This is a genomic window from Klebsiella sp. CN_Kp106 (genome assembly GCF_040064575.1).
Classification (GTDB): domain Bacteria; phylum Pseudomonadota; class Gammaproteobacteria; order Enterobacterales; family Enterobacteriaceae; genus Klebsiella; species Klebsiella michiganensis.
The window spans coordinates 77,208-91,061 of record NZ_JBEAIG010000044.1 but is presented as its reverse complement, the minus strand read 5'-3'; the positions used below and the strand labels follow the sequence as shown (position 1 = coordinate 91,061).

Sequence of the window (13,854 nt, the reverse complement as noted above, 5' to 3'; positions counted from 1 at the left end):
AATTCATGTTGACAAAATATATGAAGTATCAATACAATTCACTACGATTTTATGTCCCGTCTCTCGGTACCAAATCCCAGCAGTATTTGCGTCTTTTACTCAAAACGAGTAAAATATGCCACGTTTCAGGCGCGGGGTGGAGCAGCCTGGTAGCTCGTCGGGCTCATAACCCGAAGGTCGTCGGTTCAAATCCGGCCCCCGCAACCACTTTCCCATTAAGTACTTTTTCAAATATACTGTGAGGACCGGGTCCTTCGTAGACGAATTTGAAAGAATTCTTCTGGAAAGTGTTCCAGATCGCAGTTGCGATCTCAGGGTTCAGTTATCTAAAGCCCCGATTTATCGGGGTTTTTTGTTATCTGACTTCAGAATAACTGGGCTATACGCCCTTTTTTTATGTCTTGGGGGTGGGTTTGTCCACATTAGAGCAAAAATTAACAGAGATGCTCACAGCGCCAGTTGAAGCGCTTGGCTTTGAGCTGGTCGGCATCGAATTTATTCGCGGTCGCACGTCCACACTGCGCATCTATATTGATAGTGAAGATGGCATCAATGTTGATGATTGTGCTGATGTGAGCCACCAGGTCAGTGCTGTTATGGACGTAGAAGACCCGATTACAGTCGCTTATAACCTGGAAGTTTCTTCTCCAGGTCTCGATCGTCCTATGTTTACCGCCGAGCACTATGAGCGTTTCATCGGCGAAGAAGTTTCGCTGGTTTTGCGCATGGCGGTACAGAACCGACGCAAATGGCAGGGCCTTATCAAAGCGGTAGACGGTGAGATGATCACGGTAACCGTCGAAGGCAAAGATGAAGTGTTCGCGCTGAGTAACATCCAGAAGGCGAACCTGGTTCCCCACTTTTAACAGTCTGGATTGAGGTGAAAGGCCCCGATGAACAAAGAAATTTTGGCTGTTGTTGAAGCCGTTTCCAACGAAAAGGCGCTGCCGCGTGAGAAAATTTTCGAAGCGTTGGAAAGTGCGCTAGCAACGGCTACCAAGAAAAAATATGAGCAAGAGATCGACGTTCGCGTAGAAATCGATCGTAAAAGCGGTGATTTCGACACATTCCGTCGCTGGCTGGTTGTTGAAGAAGTGACCCAGCCGACTCGCGAAATCACGCTGGAAGCTGCGCGTTTCGAAGATGAAAGCATGAATCCTGGCGATTACGTCGAAGACCAGATTGAGTCTGTCACCTTTGACCGTATCACTACGCAGACCGCGAAGCAGGTTATCGTACAAAAAGTACGTGAAGCCGAACGCGCAATGGTCGTCGATCAGTTCCGTGAGCACGAAGGTGAAATCATCACGGGCGTAGTGAAGAAAGTGAACCGCGACAATATTACGCTGGATCTGGGCAACAACGCTGAAGCCGTGATCCTGCGCGAAGATATGCTGCCGCGTGAGAACTTCCGTCCGGGTGACCGTATCCGCGGCGTACTGTACGCAGTTCGTCCGGAAGCGCGCGGCGCGCAGCTGTTCGTGACTCGCTCCAAGCCGGAAATGCTGGTTGAACTGTTCCGCATTGAAGTTCCGGAAATCGGTGAAGAAGTTCTCGAAATTAAAGCGGCGGCTCGCGATCCTGGCTCTCGTGCCAAAATCGCGGTTAAAACCAACGACAAGCGCATCGATCCGGTTGGCGCCTGCGTCGGTATGCGCGGCGCGCGCGTTCAGGCAGTCTCGACTGAACTGGGCGGCGAGCGTATCGATATCGTGCTGTGGGACGATAACCCGGCGCAGTTCGTGATTAACGCCATGGCTCCGGCTGACGTCGCATCTATCGTGGTAGATGAAGACAAGCACACCATGGATATCGCAGTAGAAGCGGGCAACCTGGCTCAGGCCATTGGCCGTAACGGTCAGAACGTCCGTCTGGCGTCTCAGCTGAGCGGCTGGGAACTCAACGTCATGACCGTTGATGACCTCCAGGCTAAGCATCAGGCTGAAGCCCATGCAGCGATTGATACCTTCACTAAATATCTTGATATTGATGAAGATTTCGCCACGCTGCTGGTTGAAGAAGGTTTCGCCACTCTGGAAGAGCTGGCCTATGTGCCAATGAAAGAACTGCTGGAAATTGACGGTCTGGATGAAGCGACCGTTGAAGCACTTCGTGAGCGGGCGAAAAACGCGCTGACCACGCTGGCGCTGGCCAAAGAAGAGAGCCTGGGTGACAGCAAACCTGCCGACGATCTGTTGAATCTGGAAGGTTTGGATCGCGCTCTGGCATTCACCCTGGCCGCCCGTGGTGTTTGTACGCTGGAAGATCTCGCCGAGCAGGGCATTGATGATCTGGCTGATATCGAAGGCTTGACCGACGAGAAAGCCGGAGAACTTATCATGGCCGCTCGTAATATTTGTTGGTTCGGCGACGAAGCGTAATAAACTGTAGCAGGAAGGAACAGCATGACAGATGTGACCATTAAAGCGCTGGCCTCAGAGATTCAGACCTCTGTGGATCGCCTGATACAGCAATTTGCTGATGCAGGGATCCGCAAATCGGCTGATGATTCTGTGACCGCGCAAGAGAAGCAAACCTTGTTGACGCACCTGAACCGTGAACACGGCTCAGCGCCCGACAAGCTGACGCTGCAGCGCAAAACGCGCAGCACGTTAAATATTCCGGGTACCGGTGGAAAGAGTAAGTCGGTACAAATCGAAGTCCGCAAGAAACGCACCTTTGTGAAACGCGATCCGCAAGAGGCCGAACGCCTTGCCGCGGAAGAGCAGGCGCAGCGTGAAGCGGAAGAGCAAGCCCGTCGTGAGGCAGAAGAAGCTGCCAAACGCGAGGCGCAATTAAAAGCTGAACGTGAGGCCGCAGAACAAGCGAAACGTGAACTCGCCGATAAAGCGAAACGTGAAGCCGCGGAAAAAGACAAAGTGAGCAATCAACAAACCGACGATATGACCAAAACCGCCCAGGCTGAAAAGCAACGCCGCGAAAACGAAGCTGCGGAGCTGAAGCGCAAATCGGAAGAAGAAGCACGCCGCAAACTTGAAGAAGAAGCGCGCCGTGTAGCGGAAGAAGCACGCCGTATGGCTCAAGAAAATGAAAAGAACTGGACTGAAGCGCCAGAAACCCCTGAAGAGACCACTGACTATCACGTAACGACTTCTCAGCATGCGCGTCAGGCTGAAGACGATAACGATCGTGAAGTTGAAGGCGGTCGCGGCCGTGGACGTAATGCGAAAGCAGCGCGTCCGGCTAAGAAAGGCAACAAACACGCTGAATCGAAAGCCGATCGTGAAGAAGCCCGTGCGGCCGTTCGCGGCGGTAAAGGTGGCAAGCATCGTAAAGGTTCTGCTCTGCAGCAAGGCTTCCAGAAGCCGGCTCAGGCGGTTAACCGTGATGTTATCATCGGCGAAACCATCACCGTTGGCGATTTGGCCAACAAGATGGCCGTCAAAGGTTCTCAGGTCATCAAAGCGATGATGAAGCTGGGCGCCATGGCGACGATTAATCAGGTTATCGACCAGGAAACCGCACAGCTGGTTGCCGAAGAGATGGGCCACAAAGTTATCCTGCGTCGTGAAAACGAGCTGGAAGAAGCGGTAATGAGCGACCGTGACACCGGCGCTGCGGCTGAACCGCGCGCACCGGTTGTGACCATCATGGGTCACGTTGACCACGGTAAAACCTCTCTGCTGGACTACATTCGTTCAACGAAAGTGGCCTCTGGCGAAGCGGGCGGCATTACCCAGCACATCGGTGCGTACCACGTCGAAACCGACAACGGTATGATCACCTTCCTGGATACCCCGGGTCACGCCGCGTTTACCTCTATGCGTGCTCGTGGTGCGCAGGCGACGGATATCGTGGTTCTGGTTGTGGCGGCAGACGACGGCGTAATGCCGCAGACTATCGAAGCTATCCAGCACGCGAAAGCGGCGCAGGTACCTCTGGTGGTTGCGGTGAACAAAATCGATAAGCCGGAAGCGGACCTGGATCGCGTTAAAAACGAGCTCTCTCAGTACGGCGTTATGCCGGAAGAGTGGGGTGGCGAAGCGCAGTTCATCCCTGTATCCGCTAAAGCCGGTACCGGTATTGACGATCTGCTGAATGCTATCCTGCTGCAGGCTGAAGTTCTGGAGCTGAAAGCGGTTCGCAACGGTATGGCGAGCGGCGCGGTTATCGAATCTTTCCTCGATAAAGGTCGTGGTCCGGTTGCCACCGTTCTGGTACGCGAAGGTACGCTGCATAAAGGCGACATCGTCCTGTGCGGTTTCGAATACGGTCGCGTTCGTGCGATGCGTAACGAACTGGGTCAGGAAGTGCTGGAAGCGGGTCCGTCCATTCCGGTGGAAATCCTTGGCCTGTCAGGTGTACCGGCTGCCGGTGACGAAGTGACCGTTGTGCGTGACGAGAAAAAAGCACGTGAAGTTGCGCTGTATCGTCAGGGTAAATTCCGTGAAGTTAAACTGGCTCGTCAGCAGAAATCTAAGCTTGAGAACATGTTCGCCAACATGACCGAAGGCGAAGTTCACGAAGTGAACATCGTCCTCAAAGCGGACGTGCAGGGCTCTGTGGAAGCGATCTCCGACTCCTTGCTGAAACTGTCTACCGACGAAGTGAAAGTGAAGATTATCGGTTCCGGCGTAGGTGGTATCACCGAAACCGACGCGACCCTGGCGGCCGCATCCAACGCGATTCTGGTTGGCTTCAACGTACGTGCTGATGCATCCGCACGTAAAGTTATCGACGCGGAAAGCCTGGATCTGCGCTACTACTCCGTCATCTACCATCTGATCGACGAAGTGAAAGCAGCGATGAGCGGCATGCTGTCTCCGGAACTGAAACAGCAGATCATTGGTCTGGCTGAAGTCCGTGATGTGTTCAAATCGCCGAAATTCGGCGCCATCGCAGGCTGTATGGTTACCGAAGGTACGATCAAGCGTCATAACCCAATCCGCGTCCTGCGCGACAACGTGGTTATCTATGAAGGCGAGCTGGAATCCCTGCGCCGCTTCAAAGATGACGTTAACGAAGTTCGTAACGGTATGGAGTGTGGTATCGGCGTTAAGAACTACAACGACGTTCGCGTTGGCGATATGATCGAAGTGTTCGAAATCATCGAGATTCAACGTACCATCGATTAATCGTTTAGTAGGCCGGGGAAGCGCAGCGCCACCCGGTTATACAAAATTAAAGGGGGCCGCGTGGCCCCCTTATTTGTCTGGAGAATTTATTATGGCGAAAGAATTTGGTCGCCCGCAGCGCGTGGCCCAGGAGATGCAAAAAGAGATCGCAATCATCCTGCAGCGCGAAATTAAAGACCCGCGTCTGGGCATGATGACGACCGTTTCAGGCGTTGAAATGTCCCGCGACCTGGCCTATGCCAAAGTGTTTGTGACCTTCCTGAACGACAAAGACGAAGCCGCAGTGAAAGCGGGGATCAAGGCCTTACAGGAAGCGTCTGGTTTTATCCGCTCGTTGCTGGGCAAAGCGATGCGCCTGCGTATCGTGCCGGAACTGACCTTCTTCTACGACAATTCATTAGTCGAAGGGATGCGCATGTCGAACCTGGTGACCAGCGTGGTAAAACATGACGATGAACGTCGTGTGAACCCGGACGACAGTAAGGAGGACTAATGAGTCGTCCTCGTCGTCGCGGCCGTGACGTGCATGGCGTACTGTTGCTGGATAAACCGCAGGGCGCATCCAGCAACGACGTGCTGCAGAAAGTTAAGCGGCTTTATAATGCTAATCGGGCAGGGCACACCGGGGCGCTGGATCCGCTGGCGACCGGTATGCTGCCGATTTGCCTCGGGGAAGCGACAAAGTTTTCCCAGTATCTGCTCGATTCTGACAAGCGCTACCGCGTGATTGCCAGGCTTGGCCAGCGCACCGATACCTCTGATGCCGATGGCCAGGTGGTGGAGGAGCGTCCGCTGACGTTTAGCCCGGAGCAGCTGGCGGCAGCGCTCGACGGCTTCCGTGGCGAAACCCAGCAGGTACCGTCGATGTATTCGGCGCTGAAATACCAGGGGAAAAAGCTGTACGAATATGCCCGACAGGGGATTGAAGTACCGCGTGAATCCCGGCCGATTACGGTGTACGAGCTGCTGTTTATTCGCCATGAGGGGACGGAGCTCGAGCTGGAGATTCACTGCTCGAAAGGCACCTATATCCGCACGATTATTGATGATTTAGGCGAGAAACTCGGGTGCGGTGCGCACGTCATTTTCCTGCGTCGCCTGGCTGTCAGTAAATATCCCGTCGAACGGATGGTGACGCTGGAGCAGCTGCAGGCGCTTGTCGAACAAGCACATGCGCAGGATATTCCCGCAGCCCAGCTGCTGGACCCGCTGCTGATGCCGATGGACAGCCCGGCTTCGGATTACCCGCTGGTGAATATTCCGGAAACCTCGGCCGTCTACTTTAAAAACGGTAACCCGGTGCGGACATCGGGCGCGCCGCTGCAGGGGCTGGTTCGCGTTACTGAAGGCGCTGAAGAGAAGTTTCTTGGTATGGGTGAGATGGATGATGAAGGCCGCGTGGCGCCTCGTCGTCTGGTGGTTGAATACCCTGTCTGAGCGCTTTCCTTGCGATAAAAGGCTGCTGCGAGTAGAATATCGCCGCTTAACACTCGCCAACGTGTTTTAACATTTGCGAGCGTTATATCAGGGGTTGCTGAATTAGAGATCGGCACCCTTTCTTTCTTTTAATTTTGGAGTTCGAAAATGTCTCTAAGCGTTGAAGCTAAAGCAAAAATCGTTTCTGAGTTCGGTCGTGGCGAAAACGACAGCGGTTCTACTGAAGTTCAGGTTGCACTGCTGACTGCACAGATCAACCACCTGCAGGGTCACTTTGCAGAGCACAAAAAAGATCACCACAGCCGTCGTGGTCTGCTGCGCATGGTTTCTCAGCGTCGTAAACTGCTCGACTACCTGAAACGTAAAGATGTTGCACGTTACTCTGCGCTGATCGAGCGTCTGGGTCTGCGTCGCTAATTCTGCGAGTTTCAGAAGAAGGGGCCTCACGGCCCCTTTTTTCGACCGGGCGGCAGCAATTCATTAAAAACTCATGTATTGTTGCTATTAATGATCTTCATGCAGAGGTTCGCGCGGCTAATGAGAGGCTTGACTCGCAGGGGCGGGTAAAGGTTGTCATTAGTCGCGAGGATGCAGAAGATCGGGTCATACGATGTCTTATCGTGGATTTGACATCATCTATAGATAAAAGGATAGAATTTTGCTTAATCCGATCGTTCGTAAATTCCAGTACGGCCAACATACCGTAACGCTGGAGACCGGCATGATGGCGCGCCAGGCAACTGCCGCCGTTATGGTTAGCATGGATGACACCGCGGTATTCGTTACCGTTGTGGGCCAGAAAAAAGCGAAGCCAGGCCAGGATTTCTTCCCGCTGACCGTTAACTATCAAGAGCGTACCTACGCTGCAGGTAAAATCCCGGGTGGTTTCTTCCGTCGTGAAGGCCGTCCGAGCGAAGGCGAAACCCTGATCGCGCGTCTGATTGACCGCCCGGTTCGCCCGCTGTTCCCGGAAGGCTTCGTTAACGAAGTTCAGGTTATCGCGACCGTGGTTTCCGTTAACCCGCAGGTTAACCCGGATATCGTCGCGATGATCGGCGCTTCCGCAGCGCTGTCCCTGTCCGGTATTCCTTTCAACGGCCCAATTGGCGCCGCTCGCGTGGGTTATATTAATGACCAGTACGTGCTGAACCCGACCCAGGAAGAGCTGAAGTCCAGCAAACTGGATCTGGTTGTCGCAGGTACCGAAGCCGCAGTACTGATGGTTGAATCCGAAGCTGAACTGCTGAGCGAAGACCAGATGCTGGGCGCGGTCGTGTTTGGTCACGACCAGCAGCAGGTGGTTATTCAGAACATCAACGATCTGGTGAAAGAAGCCGGTAAGCCGCGCTGGGACTGGCAGCCGGAAGTGGTTGATGCGGCGCTGAACGCGCGCGTTGCCGCGCTGGCTGAATCTCGCTTGAGCGATGCTTACCGTATCACCGACAAACAGGAGCGCTATGCTCAGGTTGACGTGATCAAATCTGAAACTATCGCGACCCTGGTTGCGGAAGATGAAGCTCTGGACGCTAACGAACTGGGCGAAATCCTGCACGCAATCGAGAAAAACGTGGTGCGTAGCCGCGTACTGGCCGGTGAGCCGCGTATCGATGGTCGTGAAAAAGATATGATTCGTGGTCTGGACGTTCGTACCGGCGTTCTGCCGCGTACCCACGGTTCCGCACTGTTTACCCGTGGCGAAACTCAGGCGCTGGTTACTGCGACCCTGGGCACCGCACGCGACGCGCAGAACATCGATGAACTGATGGGCGAGCGCACGGACTCCTTCCTGTTCCACTATAACTTCCCTCCGTACTCCGTAGGCGAAACGGGAATGGTCGGTTCTCCGAAGCGTCGTGAAATTGGTCACGGTCGTCTGGCTAAGCGCGGCGTACTGGCCGTGATGCCGACTATCGAAGAGTTCCCGTACACCGTTCGCGTGGTTTCTGAAATCACCGAATCTAACGGCTCCTCCTCCATGGCTTCCGTTTGTGGCGCTTCTCTGGCGCTGATGGACGCAGGCGTGCCGGTGAAAGCCGCCGTTGCGGGTATCGCAATGGGTCTGGTGAAAGAAGGCGACAACTTCGTTGTACTGTCTGACATTCTGGGCGATGAAGATCACCTGGGCGATATGGACTTCAAAGTAGCGGGTTCCCGCGAAGGTATCTCTGCTCTGCAGATGGATATCAAAATTGAAGGTATCACCAAAGAGATCATGCAGGTTGCTCTGAACCAGGCTAAAGGTGCGCGTCTGCACATCCTGGGCGTGATGGAACAGGCGATTAACGCGCCGCGCGGCGATATCTCTGAATTCGCACCGCGTATCCACACGATCAAGATCAGTCCGGACAAAATCAAAGACGTTATCGGTAAGGGCGGTTCCGTTATTCGTGCGCTGACCGAAGAAACCGGCACCACTATCGAAATCGAAGATGACGGTACCGTGAAGATCGCGGCAACCGATGGCGACAAAGCGCAGCACGCGATTCGTCGTATCGAAGAGATCACCGCTGAGATCGAAGTTGGCCGTATCTACAACGGTAAAGTGACCCGTATCGTTGACTTTGGCGCGTTTGTTGCCATTGGCGGCGGTAAAGAAGGTCTGGTTCACATCTCTCAAATCGCCGACAAGCGCGTTGAGAAAGTGACCGACTATCTGCAGATGGGTCAGGAAGTGCCGGTTAAGGTTCTGGAAGTTGACCGTCAGGGCCGTGTCCGTCTGAGCATCAAAGAAGCAACTGAACAAACTCAGCCTGCGGCTGCGCCGGAAGCTCCGGCTGCCGAACAGCAGGGCGAGTAAGGTTGCCGTTTGCCCTCCGCATTGCGGAGGGCGCATTGCGGGCAGGACGCCCTGTTTGCAGCCGGGGAACTGGACGTTCATCCAATCGTTGTCTTCGGGAGTGGGAAATGAAGCCTTTTTTGCGCTGGTGTTTCGTGGCGACAGCTCTCACGCTGGCAGGATGCAGCAACTCTGCCTGGCGTAAGGACGCAGTCCTCGCGGTGCCATTGCAACCGACTTTGCAGCAGGAAGTGATTCTGGCGCGCATGGAACAAATTCTTGCCAGTCGGGCTTTAACCGATGACGAACGCGCACAGCTTTTATATGAGCGCGGAGTGTTGTATGATAGTCTCGGTCTGAGGGCATTAGCGCGAAATGATTTTTCACAAGCGCTGGCAATCCGACCGGATATGCCTGAAGTATTCAATTACTTAGGCATTTACTTAACGCAGGCAGGCAATTTTGATGCTGCCTATGAAGCGTTTGATTCTGTACTTGAGCTTGATCCAACTTACAACTACGCGCACTTAAATCGCGGTATCGCCCTGTATTACGGCGGTCGCGCTAAGTTAGCGCAAGATGATCTGCTGGCGTTTTATCAAGACGATCCCAATGATCCTTTCCGAAGCCTGTGGCTTTATCTCGCCGAGCGTCAGCTCGATGAGAAGCAGGCGCTTGAAGCACTGAGACAGCGCTTAAACAAGTCGGATAAAGAACAATGGGGATGGAACATTGTCGGGTTCTACCTTGGCGACATTAGCGAAAAAGAGCTAATGGACCGTCTGAAGGCAGACGCAACGGATAACACCTCGCTCGCTGAGCATCTCAGTGAAACCAACTTCTATTTAGGTAAGTACTACCTAAGTCTGGGGGACAAGGACAGCGCTACGGCACTGTTCAAACTGGCGGTCGCAAACAACGTTCATAACTACGTTGAGCACCGATACGCATTGTTGGAATTATCGCTCTTGGGCCAGGAGCAAGATGACCTGGCAGAATCGGACCAGCAATAGCTGACGAACACATCAGCCCTTTTTTGATTGCCATCACCTTTGCGGGTGAGGGCGTTGTTGTTCGTTAATACACCTACTTTGAGCCGGTTCACACTTTTCAATGAAAATTACCGAAAATTTTCACGATGAGTTATGTAGACTGGCCGCCATTAATTTTGAGGCACACGTACTACATGGCTGAATTCGAAACCACTTTTGCAGATCTGGGCCTGAAGGCTCCCATCCTTGAAGCGCTTAACGATCTGGGTTACGAAAAACCATCTCCGATCCAGGCTGAGTGCATTCCGCATCTGCTGGGCGGCCGCGACGTTCTGGGTATGGCCCAGACGGGTAGCGGTAAAACCGCAGCGTTCTCTTTACCGCTGCTGAACAACATCGATCCTGAGCTGAGAGCACCGCAGATTCTGGTGCTGGCGCCGACCCGCGAACTGGCGGTACAGGTTGCTGAAGCAATGACGGAATTCTCTAAACATATGCGCGGCGTAAACGTGGTTGCCCTGTACGGCGGCCAGCGTTATGACGTGCAGCTGCGCGCGCTGCGTCAGGGGCCGCAAATCGTTGTCGGTACCCCGGGTCGTCTGCTGGACCACCTGAAACGCGGTACGCTGGATCTCTCTAAGCTGAGCGGTCTGGTTCTGGATGAAGCTGACGAAATGCTGCGCATGGGCTTCATCGAAGACGTAGAAACCATTATGGCGCAGATCCCGGAGGGTCATCAGACCGCTCTGTTCTCTGCCACCATGCCGGAAGCCATTCGCCGTATTACCCGCCGCTTTATGAAAGAGCCGCAGGAAGTGCGCATCCAGTCGAGCGTAACAACTCGCCCGGACATCAGCCAGAGCTACTGGACTGCTTACGGTATGCGTAAAAACGAAGCGCTGGTGCGTTTCCTGGAAGCGGAAGATTTTGATGCGGCGATTATCTTCGTTCGTACCAAAAACGCGACCCTGGAAGTGGCCGAAGCGCTGGAGCGTAGCGGTTATAGCAGCGCTGCGCTGAACGGCGACATGAACCAGTCCCTGCGTGAGCAGACTCTGGAGCGTCTGAAAGACGGTCGTCTGGATATCCTGATTGCAACCGACGTTGCGGCCCGTGGCCTGGACGTTGAGCGTATCAGCCTGGTGGTTAACTACGATATCCCGATGGATTCCGAGTCTTACGTTCACCGTATCGGCCGTACCGGTCGTGCGGGTCGTGCTGGCCGCGCGCTGCTGTTCGTTGAGAACCGCGAGCGTCGTCTGCTGCGCAATATCGAACGTACGATGAAGCTGACCATTCCGGAAGTTGAACTGCCGAACGCAGAACTGCTGGGCAAACGCCGTCTGGAAAAATTCGCGGCGAAAGTTCAGCAGCAGCTGGAAAGCAGCGATCTGGATCAGTACCGTGCGCTGCTGGCGAAAATCCAGCCGTCTGCCGAAGGCGAAGAGCTGGACGTGGAAACGCTGGCCGCCGCGCTGCTGAAAATGGCTCAGGGCGAACGTCCGCTGATCCTGCCGCCGGATGCGCCTATGCGTCCTAAGCGCGAGTTCCGCGACCGTGACGATCGTTTCGAACGTCGCGGCGACCGTAACGACCGTGGCCCGCGCGGCGACCGTTCGGAACGCAGCGGCGAAGATCGTCCGAAGCGTGAACGTCGTGACGTTGGCGATATGGAACTGTACCGTATTGAAGTGGGCCGTGATGACGGCGTTGAAGTTCGTCACATCGTTGGCGCAATTGCCAACGAAGGCGACATCAGCAGCCGTTACATCGGTAACATCAAGCTGTTTGGTTCTCACTCCACCATCGAACTGCCGAAAGGCATGCCGGGCGAAGTGCTGCAGCACTTTACGCGTACCCGCATCCTGAACAAGCCGATGAACATGCAGCTGCTGGGCGATGCTCAGCCGCGTCCTGAACGCAGCGGCGAACGTCGTGGCGGCGGTGAGCGTCGTGAAGGCGGTCGTAGCTTCGGCGGCGGTGAACGTCGTGAAGGCCGTGGTTTCGGCGGTGAGCGTCGCGAAGGCGGCCGTGGTGAAGGTCGTCGTTTCAGCGGCGAACGTCGTGAAGGTGGCCGCGCGCCGCGCCGCGATGATGCTTCAGCTCCGCGTCGCGATGACTCCGCAGGTCGTCGTCGTTTCGGTGGCGATGCATAATTAGCGCTTTCCGCTAACGTAAAGTAAACGATACAGCCCCGATCTTTATGATTGGGGCTTTTTTTATTCCCTTTGTACTCGTGTACTGGTACAGTGCGTCACGTTGATAACAAGAAAAGTATTTTCGACTGGAGATTTCGGCAAATGGCGACACTTACCACTACGGCAACCCGACCGTCCTTGTTTGGCGGCGTAGTGATTATTGGCGGGACGATTATTGGGGCGGGCATGTTCTCACTGCCGGTTGTGATGTCCGGCGCGTGGTTCTTCTGGTCTCTGGCGGCGCTGGTTTTTACCTGGTTTTGTATGCTTCACTCCGGGTTAATGATCCTCGAAGCGAACCTGAATTACCGGATTGGCTCGAGCTTCGATACCATTACTAAAGATCTGCTCGGCAAAGGCTGGAATCTGGTTAACGGCGTGTCGATCGCCTTTGTTCTTTATATTCTGACTTACGCCTATATCTCCGCCAGCGGCTCGATTCTGCACCATACGTTTAGCGAAATGTCGCTGAACGTACCGGCAAGGGCGGCAGGTTTCGGTTTTGCGCTGCTGGTGGCGTTTATCGTCTGGTTGAGCACCAAAGCGGTGAGCCGCATGACGGCCATTGTGCTGGGAGCTAAGGTCATTACCTTCTTTTTGACCTTTGGCAGCCTGTTGGGGCACGTCCAGCCGACCACCCTGTTTAACGTGGCTGAACAAAATGCCTCGTATATGCCCTATCTGCTGATGACGCTGCCGTTCTGCCTCGCGTCCTTCGGCTATCACGGCAACGTGCCGAGCCTGATGAAGTACTACGGCAAAGATCCGCGCACAATCGTTAAGTGTCTGGTTTACGGTACGCTGCTGGCGCTGGGCCTGTACGTGGTGTGGCTGCTGGTGACGATGGGTAATATCCCACGCCCTGAGTTTATCGGTATTGCGCAGAAGGGGGGCAACATAGATGTCCTGGTCCAGGCGCTCAGTGGGGTACTGAACAGCCGGAGTCTGGATCTGCTGTTAGTCATTTTTTCGAACTTTGCCGTTGCCAGTTCATTCCTTGGCGTGACGCTCGGTCTGTTTGATTATCTGGCGGATCTGTTCGGGTTCGATGACTCCGCGCTGGGACGCTTTAAAACCGCGCTTCTCACCTTTGTTCCGCCGATGGCGGGCGGCCTGCTGTGGCCGAACGGATTCCTCTACGCGATCGGCTATGCGGGGCTGGCGGCGACGATCTGGGCGGCAATTGTACCGGCGCTGCTGGCTCGCGCATCGCGCAAACGCTTTGGTAGCCCATTGTTTCGCGTTTGGGGTGGAAAGCCGATGATTGCTTTGGTCCTGCTGTTCGGGCTGGGTAACGTTATCGTGCATTTCCTGTCGAGCTTTAACGTATTACCCACCTATCACTAGTTGAAAAT

Annotated in this window: 11 protein-coding genes and 1 tRNA gene; all 12 read left to right on the top strand. The window is 54.6% G+C overall.

Annotation, left to right across the window (positions count from 1 at the left end; translation table 11 throughout):
- Nucleotides 1-130 precede the first annotated feature (130 nt).
- Nucleotides 131-207 (top strand) — tRNA-Met (locus tag ABLU96_RS11985).
- A gap of 206 nt (nt 208-413) precedes the next feature.
- On the top strand, nt 414-866 hold the full coding sequence (gene rimP, locus ABLU96_RS11980; protein ID WP_004125659.1) for a ribosome maturation factor RimP: 453 nt from the start codon (nt 414-416) through the stop codon (nt 864-866).
- 27 nt (nt 867-893) lie between these two features.
- Nucleotides 894-2,381, top strand: coding sequence for a transcription termination factor NusA (nusA, locus tag ABLU96_RS11975; protein ID WP_004854539.1), 1,488 nt, complete (start codon nt 894-896; stop codon nt 2,379-2,381).
- 24 nt (nt 2,382-2,405) lie between these two features.
- A complete protein-coding gene (infB, locus tag ABLU96_RS11970) occupies nt 2,406-5,096 on the top strand; it encodes a translation initiation factor IF-2 (protein WP_025108147.1) in 2,691 nt (896 codons plus the stop codon).
- A 91-nt stretch (nt 5,097-5,187) separates the two neighbouring features.
- Nucleotides 5,188-5,589 carry a 30S ribosome-binding factor RbfA gene (gene rbfA, locus ABLU96_RS11965; RefSeq protein ID WP_004106092.1) on the top strand — a complete coding sequence of 134 codons (402 nt, stop codon included), beginning with the start codon at nt 5,188-5,190 and terminating at the stop codon, nt 5,587-5,589.
- Nucleotides 5,589-6,533, top strand: coding sequence for a tRNA pseudouridine(55) synthase TruB (gene truB / locus ABLU96_RS11960; protein WP_014839629.1), 945 nt, complete (start codon nt 5,589-5,591; stop codon nt 6,531-6,533). Before rbfA ends, truB begins: the two co-directional genes overlap by 1 nt.
- Nucleotides 6,534-6,680: 147 nt before the next feature.
- Nucleotides 6,681-6,950 carry a 30S ribosomal protein S15 gene (gene rpsO, locus ABLU96_RS11955; RefSeq protein WP_002918244.1) on the top strand — a complete coding sequence of 90 codons (270 nt, stop codon included), beginning with the start codon at nt 6,681-6,683 and terminating at the stop codon, nt 6,948-6,950.
- Nucleotides 6,951-7,191: 241 nt separating this feature from the next.
- Nucleotides 7,192-9,330 (top strand): polyribonucleotide nucleotidyltransferase, encoded by a 2,139-nt coding sequence (gene pnp, locus ABLU96_RS11950; protein WP_009651902.1) that lies wholly within the window; start codon nt 7,192-7,194, stop codon nt 9,328-9,330.
- Nucleotides 9,331-9,437: 107 nt separating this feature from the next.
- Entirely contained in the window at nt 9,438-10,322 is an 885-nt protein-coding gene (gene nlpI, locus ABLU96_RS11945; protein ID WP_004854535.1) for a lipoprotein NlpI, read from the top strand.
- 100 nt (nt 10,323-10,422) lie between these two features.
- Nucleotides 10,423-10,503: a protein YrbN gene (gene yrbN / locus ABLU96_RS11940; RefSeq protein WP_085954934.1), complete on the top strand. Its 81-nt coding sequence runs from the start codon at nt 10,423-10,425 to the stop codon at nt 10,501-10,503.
- Nucleotides 10,496-12,457: a DEAD/DEAH family ATP-dependent RNA helicase gene (locus ABLU96_RS11935; protein WP_064404323.1), complete on the top strand. Its 1,962-nt coding sequence runs from the start codon at nt 10,496-10,498 to the stop codon at nt 12,455-12,457. The genes yrbN and ABLU96_RS11935 overlap by 8 nt, the downstream gene beginning before the upstream one ends.
- 144 nt (nt 12,458-12,601) lie before the next feature.
- A complete protein-coding gene (gene mtr / locus ABLU96_RS11930) occupies nt 12,602-13,846 on the top strand; it encodes a tryptophan permease (protein WP_025108146.1) in 1,245 nt (414 codons plus the stop codon).
- Nucleotides 13,847-13,854 lie beyond the last annotated feature (8 nt).